Genomic DNA, 16,131 nt, shown 5'->3' on the forward strand with positions numbered 1-16,131 from the left:
TAGGCATCGCTTACCGGAACCCATGGCACACTCCTCCGCGATGGACGACATATCCGGGACCCAGCTCAGAGCCGTGCGCGCGGCGCTCTTCACGGCGCTCGTCGTGACGCTCTCCGCCGCGTCGCACGTCCTGCTGTCCCGGGTCCCGCTGCCGCTCACGACGGTCGCCGCGATCGCCGTCGCCGTCTTCGTGATCGCGTACGCGCTGGCGGGCCGGGAGCGCGGCCTCGGCCGGATCGCGGCCCTGCTCGTCCCGCTGGAGCTGGCCGCGGACACGGTCTTCACCACCGGCCAGCACATCTGTTACGGCGAGGCGGGCGGCCCGGTCGCCGGTCCGCTGCGCTCGTTCGGCTTCGACGTGCTGTGCGGCGGGAGCGTCGGGACGCCGCTGGCCCGGATGACCGGCGGCACCGACGAGGCCGCCGCCCTGCTCGCCCACAGCGACCCGGCCGCGTCCTGGCTGCTGCTCGGCGCGCACGTCACGGTCGGGCTGCTCGCGGCCGTCTGGCTGCGCCGCGGCGAGCAGGCCCTGGCCCAACTGCTGCGCGCGGTGGCCGCCTTCACGTTCCGCCCGCTGCTGGTCGCCTTCGCCGCGGTCTCCGTCCGCCTGGACCCGGCCCCGAAGCGGCCGCGCCCCGCGGCCCTCGTCCGGGCCGCCCGCACCCGGTTCTGGGTGCACTCCGTGGGACGGCGCGGACCGCCGTGCCTGGCCGTTTGAGCCTGAGCACGACAGTCCCCCCAACACCTTTCACGAACTACGGAGCAACGGATCATGAGCAAGCGCAACAGCCAGCAGGCGAAGTCGGCGGCCCGCGAGCGGCTGCGGATCGAGCGGGAGCGGCAGGCCAAGAAGGACAAGGCGAAGCGGCAGGCGATCGTCGCCGGTTCCATCGTCGGCGTCCTGGCGATAGCCGGCGTCGTGAGCTACCTGGTGGTGCAGGGCAACAAGCCCTCGTACTGGGAGGCCGCGAAGAACGACGCGCTGGTCGCGCCCAAGAACACCAGCGGCAAGAACAACACCACCGTGGTCCTCGGCAAGGACTCGGCCAAGAAGACGATCATCGCGTACGAGGACTCGCGCTGCCCCGTCTGCGCCGCCTTCGAGCAGACCGTCGGCCCGACGGTCAAGAAGGACATGGACGCCGGCAAGTACAAGATCCAGTACGTCGGTGCCACCTTCCTCGACAACAACCTCCAGGGCGAGGGCTCCAAGAACGCGCTCAGCGCGCTCGGCGCCGCTCTGAACGTGTCGAAGGACGCCTTCTGGGACTACAAGGAAGCGCTCTACTCCACGAAGTGGCACCCGGAGGAGACGAGCGACAAGTTCAAGGACGACGCGTACCTCATCAAGATCGCGAACACCGTCCCCGAGCTGAAGAACGACAAGGCCTTCCAGAAGGACGTCAAGGACGGCACCTTCGACAAGTGGGCCCTGGAGATGTCGAAGAACTTCGACAACAACAAGTACGGGGTCCAGGGCACCCCGTCCTTCGTTCTCGACGGCAAGAAGCTCACCGGCTCCGACAGCGAGAACGCGCCGAGCACCGTCGCCGACTGGAACACGGCGGTGGACAAGGCGCTCAAGGGCTGACCGGCCCGATGTGACGCGCAGCCGACGAGCGGGCGAACTCTCCGGGTTCGCCCGCTCTCGGCATGTACTGGTCAGTAATGTGATCCTCCGTGACCAGTCGACCTCAGCCTGACGGCTTCCCCGAGAGCACCATCTCCCTTGCCCCGCGCCGCCGCACGGTCGTGAAGGCCGCGGCCGCCGGCGCCGTGCTCGCCGCGCCGCTCGCCGCCGCGGCCGCCGCCCGCGCCGCCGAGGCGCCCGCCTTCCTGCACGGCGTCGCCTCCGGTGACCCGCTGCCCGACGGGGTCCTGCTGTGGACCCGTGTGACGCCCACCGCCGAGGCCGTGCCCGGCTCCGGCCTGGGCCCGGACGTCGAGGTGGGCTGGGAGATCGTGCAGGACAAGGCGTTCGGCACGGTCGTCGCCCGGGGCACCGCGACCGCGAGCGCCGCCGCCGACCACACGGTGAAGGCGGACGTCCGGGGCCTGCGCCCGGCAACCGCCTACTACTTCCGCTTCTCCGTGGGCGGTGCGCTCTCCCCCGTGGGCCGTACGCGGACGGCGCCCGCCGCCGACACGTCCGCTCCCGGCCTGCGCTTCGGCGTGGTCTCCTGCGCCAACTGGGAGGCCGGCTACTTCTCCGCGTACCGGCACCTGGCCGCCCGCACCGACCTGGACGCGGTCCTCCATCTCGGCGACTACCTCTACGAGTACCGGACGGGCGAGTACCCGGCGGCGGCGTACACCGTCCGGCAGCACCGGCCCGCGCACGAGATCGTCTCGCTCGCCGACTACCGGGTCCGGCACGGCCTGACCAAGACGGACGACGACGTGCGGGCGATGCACGCCGCGCATCCCCTGATAGCGATCTGGGACGACCACGAGTTCGCCAACGACGCCTGGTCGGGCGGCGCCGAGAACCACACGCCGGACACCGAGGGCGACTGGGCCGCCCGCCAACAGGCCGCGAAGCAGGCCTACTTCGAGTGGATGCCGGTGCGCGCCTCGACCGCGGGCACCGTCTACCGCCGCCTGCGCTTCGGCAGACTCGCGGATCTGCACCTGCTCGACCTGCGCTCGTTCCGCTCCCGGCAGTCGGGCATCGGCAACGGCGACGTGGACTCGGCGGACCGTACGATCACCGGCCGCGCCCAGTTGGACTGGCTGAAGGCGGGTCTCGCGGGCTCCGAGGCGCGCTGGAAGCTGGTCGGCACCTCGGTGATGATCTCGCCGGTCGCGTTCGGCTCGCTCCCGGCCCGCCTGCTGGGCCCGCTCGCGGAGCTGCTGGGCCTGCCGAAGGAGGGCCTCGCGGTCAACGTGGACCAGTGGGACGGCTACACGCACGACCGCAAGGAGCTCATCTCCCACCTGCGCGACAAGGGCATCCGCGACACCGTCTTCCTGACCGGCGACATCCACATGGCCTGGGCGAACGACGTGCCGGTGACGGCGGCGACGTACCCGCTCTCGCCGTCCGCGGCGACGGAGTTCGTCGTCACGTCGGCCACCTCGGACAACCTCGACGACATCCTGCACGTCGCCCCCGGCACGCTCTCCACGGTCGCCGAGGGCGCCGTCAAGGCGGCCAACCGGCACGTGAAGTGGCTCGACATGGACTCCCACGGGTACGGCGTCCTGGACGTCACGGCCGAGCGCGCGCAGATGGACTACTACGTGATCTCCGACCGGGCCGACAAGAACGCGACGACCTCCTGGGAGCGCTCGTACCGCACGCTGAGCGGGACGCAGAAGACCGAGCGGGTCGGCTCCCCGGTGCGGTGACGCCGACGCGGTGCGGCCCGGCCGTGATACCTGTGCGCTGCATTCCGGTCACGGGCACGGACGTTAAGGGCGGATGACACCGCTCACGGTGGGTGGTGCGGACGCGGCCGCACGCGAGAGCCAATGCGGACACACCACCCACCTCGGTGACCCCCGCCGTTACGTCCGCGTCTCAAACTCCGGACGGCCGTCGAATTTCTTCTCACGGTTGCCCCGGTATGCCCGGCCCATTTCCGTGATCGGCGCGGCCAGTTAGCCGCTCCTCCTGGAGTGACATGAGCACGTAATCTCCCCGCGGCGGCGAGGAAGGCCCTCCCGCCCACGTCCGCGAGGAGCCCCCACATGACCACTCTTGCCCGTATGTCCCCGCGCCTGAGCCGCCGGCTGCTCGGCACCGCGGTGATGGCCGGAACCCTGGCCCTGGTCCCGCTCTCCGCCCCCACCGGCACCGCCGCCACGAAGACCACCGCCGAGAAGTGCGCGAGCACCGCGAACGCGGTCGCCCGCGAGAAGAAGCCGGCCGGAGCCGAGCACACCGCCGAGCCCAACGAGCTGACCGCCGCGCAGGCCAAGGCGATGAACACGGCGCTGGAGAAGAGACTCGACAAGATGCGCGCCGCCGGAACCCTGGAGCGGGGCCTGAGCGCGGCCGCGTCCACCACCGTCCCGGTGTACTTCCACGTCATCCACGCCGGCACCACCGGCAAGCTGTCCGCGGCCTCGATAGCCAATCAGATCAGCGTCCTGAACGCGGCGTACAGCGGGCAGGGCACCGGCAACACGAACTCGGGCTTCCAGTTCCAGCTGGCCGGCACCGACTACACGGACAACGCCGCCTGGTACAACGGCATCACGCCCGACTCGTCCGCCGAGTCGTCGATGAAGTCCGCGCTGCACAAGGGCGGCGCGAACGCGCTGAACTTCTACACCGCGAACCTGGGCGACGATCTGCTCGGCTGGGCCACGTTCCCGTCCTCGTACACGTCGAACCCGAAGGACGACGGCGTGGTCGTCCTCGACACCTCGCTGCCGGGCGGCTCGGCGACGCACTACAACGAGGGCGACACCGGCACCCACGAGATCGGCCACTGGATGGGGCTTTACCACACGTTCCAGGGCGGGTGCAGCGGCAACGGCGACTACGTCTCCGACACCCCGGCCGAGAAGAGCGCCGCCTTCGAGTGCCCGACCGGGCGCGACACCTGCACGAACAAGACCGGTGTCGACCCGATCCACAACTTCATGGACTACACGTACGACTCCTGCATGTACCAGTTCACCGCGGGCCAGGTGCAGCGCATGAAGGACAGCTGGACGGCCTACCGGGGCTGACCCCGCCGCGGCAGGCTCACAGGGTCTCCAGGAAGCCGAGCGCCACCCGCCAGGTGGCCTCGGCGGCCTCCTCGTCGTAGTCGGGCAGGTCGGGGTCGGTGTAGAGGTGGCCGGCCCCGGCGTACCGGTAGACCTCCACGTCGGCACCGGTGCGGCCCATCTGGAGGTACCAGGCGGTCAGCCAGTCGTCCGTCTCGAACGGGTCGGGCTCGGCGACGTGCAGCTGGACCGGCAGCTCGTCCACGGAGGCGTTCTCCGCGATGTCGGAGGTGCCGTGCAGGAGCAGCAGGCCCTTCGCCTTGTCGTCGCCGAGGGCGAGGGTCTGCGCGGTGGCGGCGCCCAGTGAGAAGCCCGCGTACACCAGGCCGCGGTCGGAGTAGGGGGCAGCGGCCAGCACGGCGCGCTTGAGGAGCTCGTCCTTGCCGATCTCGTCCTTGTGGGCCATGCCCTCCTCGACCGTGTCGAAGGTGCGGCCCTCGAAGAGATCCGGGGTCCATACCTCGTGACCGGCGGCGCGCAGCCGGTCGGCCGCGGCCTGCACCGCAGGTCGCAGACCGTACGTCGAGTGGAAAAGCATGATGTTCATGGGCCCCATGGTGCCAGGAACGCCACAGGTTAGCCGCGGCCGATCCCGGTTACGGTCCCCTCATGGAGAACGTACTGCGCCCCCTCATCGTCATCGGCGGCTCGGTCGTGCTCACACTCGTGCTCGGGTGGGCTGTCGACCGTCTCTTGCAGCGCGCCGACCGGCGCCATCACGAGACCCCGCTGTGGGGTCTGCTGCGCCGCTGCCGGCTCCCCCTCCAGTTCGTGCTCTGCGCGGCTCTGCTGCGGGGCTCGTACGACCAGGCGAAGATCGCCGAGGAGCACTCCGCCGGTGTCGGGCAGACCCTCACCCTGGTCCTGATCGGCGCGACCGCCTGGCTGATCGTGCGGATCGCGTCCGCGATCGTCGAGTCGACCTACGCCCGCTACGCCAACGCCCACCGCGATCCGGCCCGGGTCCGCCGGGTGCGCACCCAGGTCACCCTGATCCAGCGGGTCGTCATCGCGGTCGTCGCCGTGGTGGCGGTGGCCTCGATGCTCTTCACCTTCCCCGGGTTCAGGGCCGCCGGTGCCTCGCTGCTCGCCTCCGCCGGTCTGCTGGGCATCGTCGCCGGTGTCGCCGCGCAGTCCACGCTCGGCAACATCTTCGCCGGGCTGCAGATCGCGTTCGGCGACATGGTGCGCATCGGCGACACGGTCGTGGTGGACGGCGAGTGGGGCACCGTCGAGGAGATCACGCTCACCTTCCTCGCCGTACGCACCTGGGACGAGCGCCGGATCACGATGCCCGTGTCGTACTTCACGTCGAAGCCGTTCGAGAACTGGTCGCGCGGCGGCGCCCAGATGACCGGCACCGTCTTCTTCCACCTCGACCACAGCGCCCCGGTGCCGCAGATGCGCGAGAAGCTCCACGACATCCTGCGGGACTGCGCCGCCTGGGACGGCCGCGACTGGAGCCTCGCCGTGACCGACACCACGCCCAGCACGCTCCAGGTCCGCGCCGTGGTCACGGCCAAGGACGCGGACGACATCTGGACGGTGCGGGTCACGGTCCGCGAGCAGCTGGTCCGCTGGCTGACCGACGAGCACCCCTACGCGCTGCCCCGGATCAACACGGCGACGGCCCTGCTCGCCCCGGAGGAGATGGCGACAGCCCTGCCGGACCATGTGATCCAGCGCAACGGCCGCGCGCCGCGCACGGGCCGGGGCTGACGGCAGGCGCGGTCAGCGCCCCAGCACCTCCCCGCCGTTGACCTGGACGATCTGCGCGGTGACATGACCGGCCCCCGGCGACGCGAGCCAGGTCAGGGTGGCGGCGACGTCGGCGGGGGCTCCGGCCCGCCCGGTCGGGATGGCGCCGACGCGGCGCCCGTACTCCTCCTCGGACATCTCGCGCCCGAAGAACTCGGTGTCCTCGATGTAGCCGGGCGCGACCGCGTTCACGGTGATGCCGCGCGGCCCGAGCGCCTTGGCCAGGTCGAAGGTGTACGGGTGCAGGGCCGCCTTGGCGCCGCCGTACGCGCCGGTGCCCGAGCCGCGCAGGGCGGCGATGGACGAGAGGAAGAGGACCCGGCCGCCGGGCGCGGCGAGGTGTTCCCGCAGGGCTTCGGTCAGCAGGACCGAAGTGAGCGTATTCACACGGAAGTTGGCGTCCCATTCGTGCGCGACGGCGTCGAGCGGATCGCCCCCGGCCGGGGCCCCCGGCTGCCGCCCGCCGAGTCCGCCGGCGCTGTGCACGAGCACGTCGACCGTGCCGTCGAACGCGTCGAGGGCGAAGTCGGCGGCGCCGCGCGCCCCTTGGACCGTGCTGAGATCGGCGGCGAACGTCAGCGCGCCCGGCACCCCGGCCTTCGCCAGGACGTCGGCCCGCCGCCCGACCAGCAGCACCCGGTCTCCCTCGGCGGCGAAGGCGTGGGCCGCGGCGAGCCCGATTCCCGTACCGCCACCGGTGATCATCACATTGCGTGCCATGGGCACGAGCCTAGGTCGTGGAGCGCGCTCGAGGTCGGGGATCAGCGCAGGCTTCGCACGTCCAGCTGCCGCAGCACCCGGTCGACGACCTCCGGATCGGCCCCGGGCTCGCTGCGCGCGGCCAGCACCTCGTGCCGCGCCGCCGACATCATCTCGCTCTGGATCCGCCGCACCCGCTTGATCCGGGCGAACCGCTTCGCCTGCGACTCGCGCCGTTCCTCCGCCCCCAGCTCCGGGTTGATGCGCAGCCCGATGTCGTAGGCGCGCCGCAGCATCTGCTCCTGGACCTCCTCCGGCAGCTCCTCGACCTCCTCGATCTCCTTGAGCCGTCGCTTGGCGGCCTTCGCGGCGCGCAGCGCGAGCGCCTTCTCGTACTCCTGCTCCGCCTCGGTGTCGGCGCGCACCTTCAGCTTCTTCACGAGCCACGGCAGGCTCAGCCCCTGGAGCACGAGGGTCGCCATGATGACCCCGAAGGCGATGAAGACGATCTCGTCCCGGTCCGGGAAGGGCGATCCGTCGTCCATGGTCAGCGGAATGGCGAGGGCCAGGGCCACGGAGGCCACACCGCGCATCCCCGACCACCACATGACGACGGTCTCCCGCCAGCTCACCGGGATCTCCTCGTCGACGTCGCGCCGGGCGTGCAGCCGCTGCGTCACCCAGGTCATCGGCAGCAGCCACAGCAGGCGTACGACGATGACGACGCCGACGACCGCGGCCGCCCAGCCGAGCATCTCGCCCCAGCGGCCCTGCGCGGTGCGCACGACGTTGTGCACCTCGAGGCCGATGAGCCCGAAGGCGACACCGGTGACGAGGGTGTCGACGACGTCCCAGAAGGCGCGGCCGGTCAGCCGGGTGAGCACGTCGTCGGCGTCGAAGGCGCGCTCGGCCAGGAACATGGCGACGGTCAGCACGGCGAGCACGCCCGAGCCGTGCAGTTCCTCGGCCATGACGTACGAGGCGTACGGCACCAGGAGCGTGAGGCCGATCTGGAGGGTGGCGTCGCCGAGATAGCCCATGAGCCGGTTGGCGGCCCAGCCGAGCGCGACACCGACCGCGACGGCGACGACGGCGGAGAGCACCAGTTCGAGCGCGGCCTGCGGCACGGAGAAACTGCCGCTGACGGCGGCGGCGATCGCGACGTGGTAGAGCACGATCGCGGTCACGTCGTTGAACAGGCCCTCGCCCTCCAGGATCGACACCATGCGGCGGGGCAGGCCGAGTTGGCCGGCGACGGCGGTCGCGGCGACCGGGTCGGGCGGCGCCACGAGCGCGCCGAGCGCGACGGCCGCGGCGAGCGGCAGGCCCGGCACGACCGCGTTGGCGACGAGAGCGACCGCGGCGGTGGTGACGAAGACGAGGGCGACGGCCAGCAGGAAGATGGGCCGCCGGTTCGCGGCGAACTGTCGCCAGGACGTGCGGTGCACGGCCGCGTAGAGGAGGGGCGGCAGGACGAGCGGCAGGATCAGGTCGGGGTCGATGTCGACGTTCGGAACGACGCGGATCAAGGCGAGGACGATGCCGAGCAGCGTCATCAGGACGGGCGCGGGCAGCTTGAGCCGGTCGCCGAGCGGCACGCTCAGGACGGCCCCGAGCAGCAGCACGAACAGCAGGGCCAATTGATCCACGGGTGCTCCGACCAGGCTCGACGATCAGGGACGTTCCGCCTCAAGAGTGCCACGCACATCCGGGCAAACCGCCCTCCGAGCGCCCCGCATCCTCCGATGTCCACGGCTTTCGTGACACCGGAACACCGGGCATCGGCGTCAGGCGTCGAGCGACGTCCCGGCCCTCTCGGACACCCGCCGCCCGAAGGGCCCCGACCCAACCGCAGCCCGGGGCAACGCCCTTGGTCACCCGGAGGGACGCGTCCCCTCGGGCACCCGCGCGCCGCGACGTATCGGTCGCGTCAGTCGAGCGGCTTCCGCATCGCCCGGTGCGGAATCCCGGCGTCCGGGAACTCGGGCCCGTACGCGACGTACCCGAGCCGCTCGTAGAACCCCAACGCATGCGTCTGCGCGTGCAGATCGACCGCGCGCAGCCCGCGCTCCCGGGCCGCTTCCTCGATGGCCCGCACCAGAACCGCGCCGATGCCCGAGCCCCGGGCGGCCTTCGCCACGGCCAGCCGGCCCAGCGCGCCGACGTCCACGGCGCCGCCGTTCTTCACCGCGGCGGCGTCGCCGGTCAGCAGTCGGCCCGCGCCGAGCGGAACCCCGTCCTCGCGCACGGCGAGCACATGCACGGCCCCGGCGTCGTACGCGTCGTACTCGAGCTCCTCGGGAACGCCCTGCTCGGTGACGAAGACGTCCCGGCGCACGGCGAAACAGGCCGCACGGTCCGCGTCGGCCTCGGCCACGCGGACGACATAGTCCCCGGCGCTCACGCGCTCTCCGCCCGGACCCGGTCGAGCGCGGTCTGCAGGTCATCCGGGTACTCGCTCGCGAACTCGACCCACTGCCCGTCGGAGGGGTGCTCGAACCCGAGGCGCACCGCGTGCAGCCACTGCCGCGTGATCCCGAGCCGCTTGGCGAGCGTCGGGTCGGCGCCGTACGTCAGGTCGCCGACGCAGGGGTGGCGGTGCGCGGACATGTGGACGCGGATCTGGTGGGTGCGGCCCGTCTCCAGCTTGATGTCCAGCAGGGAGGCGGCCCGGAACGCCTCGATGAGGTCGTAGTGCGTCACGGAGGGCTTGCCGTCCGCGGTCACGGCCCACTTGTAGTCATGGTTCGGATGCCGCCCGATCGGGGCGTCGATCGTGCCGCTCATCGGGTCGGGGTGGCCCTGCACGAGCGCGTGGTAGCGCTTGTCGGGCACGCGCTCCTTGAACTGCCGCTTCAGCGACGTGTACGCGCGCTCGGACTTGGCGACGACCATCAGCCCGGAGGTGCCGACGTCGAGGCGGTGCACGATGCCCTGGCGCTCGGCGGCACCGGACGTGGAGATCCGGTACCCGGCTGCGGCGAGCCCGCCGATGACGGTCGTCCCGGTCCAGCCGGGGCTCGGGTGGGCGGCGACCCCGACCGGCTTCACGATGACCACGATGTCGTCGTCGTCATGGACGATCTCCATGCCCTCGACGGGCTCGGCGACGATCTGCACCGGAGCGGGCGCCTGCGGCATCTCCACCTCCAGCCAGGCTCCGCCGTGCACGCGCTCGGACTTGCCCACGACCGAACCGTCGACCGTGACCTTCCCGGCGGCGGCCAGCTCGGCCGCCTTGGTGCGGGAGAAGCCGAACATGCGGGAGATGGCGGCGTCGACGCGCTCGCCCTCCAGGCCGTCGGGCACGGGCAGGGTTCGGATCTCGGGAATGGTGCTCACGCATCGAGTATGCAGGAGTGCACCGACAGCCCCGTACCGCAGCCCTGCCGCCAGGGCCCCGCCTCAGTCCTTGTGGACGGTCCCGTCGGGGTCGATCCCGCGGAAGGACAGCAGCACGATCAGGATGCCGCCGCAGACGATCGCGGAGTCGGCGAGGTTGAAGACCGGGTAGTTCTTCGGCGCGATGAAGTCGACGACGGCACCCTCGAAGACGCCCGGGGCGCGGAAGATCCTGTCGGTGAGGTTGCCGAGCGCCCCGCCGAGCAGCAGCCCGAGCGCGATCGCCCACGGCGTGCTGTAGAGCTTCCTCGCGAGCCGCGCGATGACGACGATCACCGCGGCGGCGATCACGGTGAAGATGATCGTGAAGGCCTCGCCGATGCCCCAGGCGGCCCCGGGGTTCCGGATCACCTCGAGCTGCAGCCAGTCACCCAGGATCCGGATCGAGTCGCGGTGCTCCAGCTTCGCGACCACCAGCAGCTTGCTGCCCAGGTCCAGGGCGTACGCCAGGGCGGCCACGACGAACAGCGCGGCGATGCGCCGCCTGCCCCTGGGCCGCTCGGCGACGATCTCCTCGGCCGGCGAATCGGCCCCGTCGGCCTTCTCCGGCTCCGCTGCCCCCGTGTCCGGGGAATCCGGCGTACCGATGATGCGCTCCGCCTCTGCCACGTGAGTCCCTCAACCTAGGTACCTGACTGAGGACGAGAGTACGGCACACCCAGGGGGCGTCACGGGGACGGTTCAGTAACGACGCTCCTGCTTCTGCTTGCACTCCACACAGAGGGTCGCCCGGGGAAAGGCCTGCATACGCGCCTTGCCGATGGGGTTCCCGCAGTTCTCGCAGAGTCCGTACGTGCCGGCGTCCAGCCGCTCCAGGGCCCGCTCGGTCTGCAGCAGCATCTCCCGGGCGTTGGCGGCCAGCGACATCTCGTGCTCGCGCGTGATGTTCTTCGTGCCGGTGTCGGCGTCGTCGTCCCCGGCCCCGTCCCCGGAGTCCCGCATCAGACCGGCGAGCCCCTCCTCGGACGCCTCGATCTCGCTCCCGAGCCGCAGCGCCTCGCTCTGCAGCTCGGCACGCGCCTCCTCGACCTCGTCCGGGGTCCAGGGTTCCTCGCCGGGCCGGACGGCCAGCTCGCCGGGCTCGGCGGCGGACAAACGCGCCTTGGGGACCGCGCCGGGCTTCTTCGCCGCCGTGGCCGTGCCCTGAGTCTTCTTCGCAACCACTGTCGTGGCTCCCGTCGTCTTCGCGGCCTCGGCCGCGTCCTCGGCCGCGGAGGCGACCGCCTTCTTCACCGCGCCCTTGCGTCCGGCGGACCGCTGTGCGACGCCGCCCTCGGTGGCATCGGCACCGTCCGTGCCCTGCGCCTCTGCCGCGCCCTGTGCGGCATCCGCCTTCTTGGCCGTACCGGCCGCCTTCTTGGTCGTACGCTTCCCCGCCGCGGCCTTCCCGGCACGCGCGGCCGTGCTGTCGCCCTCCCCGGAAGCGGCGGCGCTCTTGCTCGCCGCCTTCTTGGCCGTCCGTTTCGTGGCCGGTTTCGCGGCGCCCTTGTCTGCCCCGCCCGCAGGCCCGGCCGTCTGCTCCTCGGGCACCGGCTCCTCGGCCGGGCGGACCGCGGCCTTCTTGGTGGTGCTTTTCGTCGCCTTCTTGGCAGCGCCGCCCGTCGCCGTGGCTTTCTTGCCGGCTGCGCTCTTCTTGCCGCCCACGTCCTTGCCGGCGGCTCCGCCGGAGGCTCGGGCCGCCCCGCCGGAGGCACCCGCGCCCGTGGATCTGCCGGACGCCGACTGCTGAACGGCGGTCTTTTTCGCCACCATGGCCGCGGCCCCTTCACAAATTGTGATCTTGCTCGCGAATCGTGCTGGGACGATAAATCGACTTCAGGCCCGCGGCAACGGGGCGCACACTCCGATCCGGCCGCCCGGAGGCCCCCGCGGGACGAATCTGCAAGCGTTGTGCCCAGCTCCCCGGCCGGTAATCCGCCCGTTCCGGGCGTCCCGGGCGGCCGTCCGGGATCGGACACCGGACGTATCGCCATTCGGGTCACTGCGCGCAGCCGTCCGCCGCCCCCGCGGACCCCCGCGAAAAGCGGTCGGCCGCCCCCTGGCGGGCGCCGTACACTGGGCGGAGCGAGAAGCGTGGATGGGGCCGAGTAGCGGCGTACGCAGCCAAGAGCGATCCGGGGACGGTGGAAGCCCGGAGGCGAGCGCGACGCGAAGATCACCCCGGAGCCGCCGGAAGAACACCGCAGTGCGTGCGCAGCGGCCAGTAGACCCGGCATCGCGACCCCAATGAGGGGGCTCACCGGAGCACATCACGCGCCGGAGGGCCAAGGAGGGTGGTACCGCGGGAGCGCGCCGCACACGGCGCAGCAGCCTCTCGTCCCTCCGACGGAAGGAAGCACGTCCGCCGGAGGAAGACTGATGACGCAGTACCGCCAGGTGCCCGCCCAGGTCGACCTGCCCGCCGTCGAGCACGCGGTGCTCGACTTCTGGCGCGAGCAGAAGATCTTCGCCAAGACCCTGGAGCAGTCCGAGGGACGCCCTGAGTGGGTGTTCTACGAGGGCCCGCCCACGGCCAACGGCATGCCGGGCGCCCACCACATCGAGGCCCGCGTCTTCAAGGACGTCTTCCCCCGCTTCCGCACCATGCGCGGCTACCACGTGGCCCGTAAGGCGGGCTGGGACTGCCACGGCCTCCCGGTGGAGCTGGCGGTCGAGAAGGAGCTCGGCTTCAGCGGCAAGAAGGACATCGAGGCGTACGGCATCGCCGAGTTCAACGCCAAGTGCCGCGAGTCCGTGCTGCGGCACACCGACGCCTTCGCCGCGCTGACGACCCGCATGGGGTACTGGACCGACCTCGACGACCCGTACGTCACGATGGACCCCGAGTACATCGAGTCGGTCTGGTGGTCGCTGAAGGAGATCTTCAACAAGGGCCTGCTGGTCCAGGACCACCGCGTGGCCCCCTGGTGCCCGCGCTGCGGCACCGGCCTCTCCGACCACGAGCTGGCGCAGGGCTACGAGACGGTCGTCGACCCCTCGGTCTATGTCCGTTTCCCGCTCACCTCCGGTCCGCTGGCGGGCCAGGCGTCGCTCCTGGTGTGGACGACGACGCCGTGGACCCTGGTCTCGAACACGGCGGTCGCCGCGCACCCCGAGGTCCGCTACGTCGTCGCGACGAACGGCGAGGAGAAGCTGGTCGTCGCCGAGCCGCTCGTCGAGAAGTCGCTCGGCGAGGGCTGGGAGACGACCGGCGAGTCCTTCACCGGCGCCGAGATGGAGCGCTGGAAGTACCAACGCCCGTTCGAGCTCGTGGAGTTCCCGGCCGAGGCGCACTACGTCGTGAACGCCGAGTACGTCACGACCGAGGACGGCACCGGTCTCGTCCACCAGTCCCCCGCCTTCGGTGAGGACGACCTCAAGGTCTGCCGCGCGTACGGGCTGCCGATGGTGAACCCCGTCCGCCAGGACGGCACCTTCGAGGAGAGTGTCCCGCTGGTCGGCGGCGTCTTCTTCAAGAAGGCGGACGAGGCGCTCACCGAGGACCTCGGCGCCCGCGGCCTCCTCTTCAAGCACATCCCGTACGAGCACAGCTACCCGCACTGCTGGCGCTGCCACACGGCGCTGCTGTACTACGCGCAGCCGTCCTGGTACATCCGCACCACGGCCGTCAAGGACCGCCTCCTCCAGGAGAACGAGAAGACCAACTGGTTCCCGGAGACCGTCAAGAACGGCCGCTTCGGCGACTGGCTGCAGAACAACATCGACTGGGCGCTCTCCCGCAACCGCTACTGGGGCACCCCGCTGCCCATCTGGCGCTGCGCGGAGGACCACCTCACCTGCGTGGGTTCCCGCGAGGAGCTGTCGCGGCTGACGGGCACGGACCAGTCCTCACTCGACCCGCACCGCCCGTTCATCGACGACGTCACCTTCACCTGCACCCACGAGGGCTGCACGGAGACGGCGACGCGCGTGCCGGAGGTCATCGACGCCTGGTACGACTCGGGTTCGATGCCGTTCGCGCAGTGGGGCTACCCGTACAAGAACAAGGAACTCTTCGAGTCCCGCTACCCCGCGCAGTTCATCTCCGAGGCCATCGACCAGACCCGCGGCTGGTTCTACACGCTGATGGCCGTCGGCACGCTGGTCTTCGACAAGTCGTCGTACGAGAACGTGGTGTGCCTGGGCCACATCCTGGCCGAGGACGGCCGCAAGATGTCCAAGCACCTGGGCAACACCCTGGACCCGATCCCGCTGATGGACCGGCACGGCGCGGACGCGGTGCGCTGGTTCATGGCGGCCGGCGGCTCCCCCTGGGCGGCCCGCCGCGTCGGCCACGGCACCATCCAGGAGGTCGTCCGCAAGACGCTCCTCACGTACTGGAACACGGTCGCCTTCCAGGCCCTGTACGCCCGCACGTCGGGCTGGGCGCCCAGCGAGGCGGACCCGGCCCCGGCCGAGCGCACCGTCCTGGACCGCTGGCTGCTGTCCGAGCTGCACCAGCTCACGGACGAGGTCACCAAGTCCCTCGAGGCGTACGACACCCAGCGCGCCGGCAAGCTCCTGTCGGCGTTCGTCGACGACCTGTCGAACTGGTACGTGCGCCGCTCGCGCCGCCGCTTCTGGCAGGGCGACAAGGCCGCGCTGCGCACCCTGCACGACGTGGTGGCGACGGTCACGCAGCTGATGGCGCCGCTCACGCCGTTCATCACGGAGCGGGTGTGGCAGGACCTGGTCGTGCCGGTCACCGCGGACGTGCCGGAGTCGGTGCACCTGTCGTCGTGGCCCGAGGCCGACCGGTCGGCGATCGACCCGACCCTGTCGACGCAGATGGACCTGGTCCGCCGCCTCGTGGAGCTGGGCCGCGCCACGCGCGCGGAGTCCGGTGTCAAGACCCGTCAGCCGCTCTCACGCGCGCTGGTCGCCGCCTCCGGCTTCGACGCGCTCTCCCCCGAGCTGCACGCGCAGATCACGGAGGAGCTGAACGTCACGTCCCTGGCCTCGCTCTCGGAGGTCGGCGGCTCGCTGGTCGACACGACGGCCAAGGCGAACTTCCGGGCGCTCGGCAAGCGGTTCGGCAAGCGCGTCCAGGACGTCGCCAAGGCCGTCGCGGGCGCCGACGCCGCCGCGCTGTCCCTGGCGCTGCGCGAGGGCACGGCCACGGTCGAGGTCGACGGCGAGACCGTCAGCCTCGCCCCCGACGAGGTCATCATCACGGAGACCCCGCGCGAGGGCTGGTCGGTGGCCTCCGACTCCGGCGCGACCGTGGCCCTGGACCTGGAGCTCACCGAGGAGCTGCGGCAGGCGGGCCTGGCCCGTGACGCGATCCGCCTGATCCAGGAGGCCCGCAAGAACAGCGGCCTGGACGTGGCGGACCGGATCGCCCTGCGCTGGACCTCCACGGACCCGGCGGTGATCTCGGCCCTGTCCGAGCACTCCGGCCTGATCGCCGACGAGGTCCTGGCGACGGACTTCGCCCAGGGCGAGGCGGACGACACGTACGGGGACCCGTTCACGGACGAGGGCCTGAGCCTGACGTTCCGCCTGCGCAAGGCGTAACACCCGGCACCCCCGAAGGGCCGGTCCCGCCAGAGCTGATCTGGCGGGACCGGC

At 71.3% G+C, this 16,131-nt stretch carries 13 protein-coding genes; 6 read left to right on the top strand and 7 right to left on the bottom strand.

What is annotated here, in order from left to right; genetic code table 11:
* The first annotated feature begins 40 nt into the window (after window positions 1–40).
* The 4 genes from ACVHNB_RS30835 to ACVHNB_RS30850 all read left to right on the top strand — a co-directional run bounded on the left by ACVHNB_RS30835 (window position 41) and on the right by ACVHNB_RS30850 (window position 4,683).
* A complete protein-coding gene (locus ACVHNB_RS30835; protein ID WP_428955250.1) occupies window positions 41–718 on the top strand; it encodes a hypothetical protein in 678 nt (225 codons plus the stop codon).
* A gap of 54 nt (window positions 719–772) precedes the next feature.
* A complete protein-coding gene (locus ACVHNB_RS30840) occupies window positions 773–1,591 on the top strand; it encodes a thioredoxin domain-containing protein (protein WP_428955249.1) in 819 nt (272 codons plus the stop codon).
* A gap of 89 nt (window positions 1,592–1,680) precedes the next feature.
* Entirely contained in the window at window positions 1,681–3,351 is a 1,671-nt protein-coding gene (locus ACVHNB_RS30845) for an alkaline phosphatase D family protein (protein WP_456226366.1), read from the top strand.
* Between the two features lie 342 nt (window positions 3,352–3,693).
* Window positions 3,694–4,683, top strand: a complete 990-nt coding sequence (locus tag ACVHNB_RS30850) for a zinc metalloprotease (protein ID WP_456226367.1) — start codon at window positions 3,694–3,696, stop codon at window positions 4,681–4,683.
* A gap of 16 nt (window positions 4,684–4,699) precedes the next feature.
* Here ACVHNB_RS30850 and ACVHNB_RS30855 read toward each other — a convergent pair whose 3' ends face one another.
* Complete coding sequence (locus tag ACVHNB_RS30855; protein WP_428955246.1) at window positions 4,700–5,269, bottom strand: dienelactone hydrolase family protein; 570 nt, start codon at window positions 5,267–5,269, stop codon at window positions 4,700–4,702.
* 62 nt (window positions 5,270–5,331) lie between these two features.
* Between ACVHNB_RS30855 and ACVHNB_RS30860 the strand changes: the two genes are divergently transcribed.
* Complete coding sequence (locus tag ACVHNB_RS30860) at window positions 5,332–6,441, top strand: mechanosensitive ion channel family protein (RefSeq protein WP_428955245.1); 1,110 nt, start codon at window positions 5,332–5,334, stop codon at window positions 6,439–6,441.
* Window positions 6,442–6,453: 12 nt separating this feature from the next.
* Here the strand turns inward: ACVHNB_RS30860 and ACVHNB_RS30865 are convergent, their stop codons facing one another.
* From ACVHNB_RS30865 to ACVHNB_RS30890, 6 genes are all read right to left on the bottom strand, one after another.
* Window positions 6,454–7,200, bottom strand: coding sequence for an SDR family oxidoreductase (locus ACVHNB_RS30865; protein ID WP_456226368.1), 747 nt, complete (start codon window positions 7,198–7,200; stop codon window positions 6,454–6,456).
* A 41-nt stretch (window positions 7,201–7,241) separates the two neighbouring features.
* Window positions 7,242–8,828 (bottom strand): Na+/H+ antiporter, encoded by a 1,587-nt coding sequence (locus ACVHNB_RS30870; RefSeq protein WP_428955243.1) that lies wholly within the window; start codon window positions 8,826–8,828, stop codon window positions 7,242–7,244.
* 281 nt (window positions 8,829–9,109) lie between these two features.
* Complete coding sequence (locus tag ACVHNB_RS30875; protein WP_428955242.1) at window positions 9,110–9,583, bottom strand: GNAT family N-acetyltransferase; 474 nt, start codon at window positions 9,581–9,583, stop codon at window positions 9,110–9,112.
* Complete coding sequence (locus ACVHNB_RS30880) at window positions 9,580–10,521, bottom strand: RluA family pseudouridine synthase (protein ID WP_353942043.1); 942 nt, start codon at window positions 10,519–10,521, stop codon at window positions 9,580–9,582. The genes ACVHNB_RS30875 and ACVHNB_RS30880 overlap by 4 nt, the downstream gene beginning before the upstream one ends.
* A 63-nt stretch (window positions 10,522–10,584) precedes the next feature.
* On the bottom strand, window positions 10,585–11,190 hold the full coding sequence (gene lspA, locus ACVHNB_RS30885; RefSeq protein ID WP_428955241.1) for a signal peptidase II: 606 nt from the start codon (window positions 11,188–11,190) through the stop codon (window positions 10,585–10,587).
* 72 nt (window positions 11,191–11,262) lie between these two features.
* Window positions 11,263–12,333, bottom strand: coding sequence for a TraR/DksA family transcriptional regulator (locus ACVHNB_RS30890; RefSeq protein ID WP_428955240.1), 1,071 nt, complete (start codon window positions 12,331–12,333; stop codon window positions 11,263–11,265).
* Between the two features lie 606 nt (window positions 12,334–12,939).
* Between ACVHNB_RS30890 and ileS the strand changes: the two genes are divergently transcribed.
* A complete protein-coding gene (ileS, locus tag ACVHNB_RS30895; RefSeq protein ID WP_456226369.1) occupies window positions 12,940–16,077 on the top strand; it encodes an isoleucine--tRNA ligase in 3,138 nt (1,045 codons plus the stop codon).
* The last annotated feature ends 54 nt before the right edge of the window (window positions 16,078–16,131 follow it).

Source organism: Streptomyces sp. YJ-C3 (assembly GCF_053891275.1).

Bases quoted from the DNA above. Each gene is read 5' to 3' on its own strand.
- ACVHNB_RS30835 (WP_428955250.1), top strand. From the start codon at position 41: ATGGACGACATATCCGGGACCCAGCTCAGAGCCGTGCGCGCGGCGCTC.
- ACVHNB_RS30840 (WP_428955249.1), top strand. From the start codon at position 773: ATGAGCAAGCGCAACAGCCAGCAGGCGAAGTCGGCGGCCCGCGAGCGG.
- ACVHNB_RS30850 (WP_456226367.1), top strand. From the start codon at position 3,694: ATGACCACTCTTGCCCGTATGTCCCCGCGCCTGAGCCGCCGGCTGCTC.
- ACVHNB_RS30855 (WP_428955246.1), bottom strand. From the start codon at position 5,269: ATGAACATCATGCTTTTCCACTCGACGTACGGTCTGCGACCTGCGGTG.
- ACVHNB_RS30860 (WP_428955245.1), top strand. From the start codon at position 5,332: ATGGAGAACGTACTGCGCCCCCTCATCGTCATCGGCGGCTCGGTCGTG.
- ACVHNB_RS30865 (WP_456226368.1), bottom strand. From the start codon at position 7,200: ATGGCACGCAATGTGATGATCACCGGTGGCGGTACGGGAATCGGGCTC.
- ACVHNB_RS30890 (WP_428955240.1), bottom strand. From the start codon at position 12,333: ATGGTGGCGAAAAAGACCGCCGTTCAGCAGTCGGCGTCCGGCAGATCC.
- ileS (WP_456226369.1), top strand. From the start codon at position 12,940: ATGACGCAGTACCGCCAGGTGCCCGCCCAGGTCGACCTGCCCGCCGTC.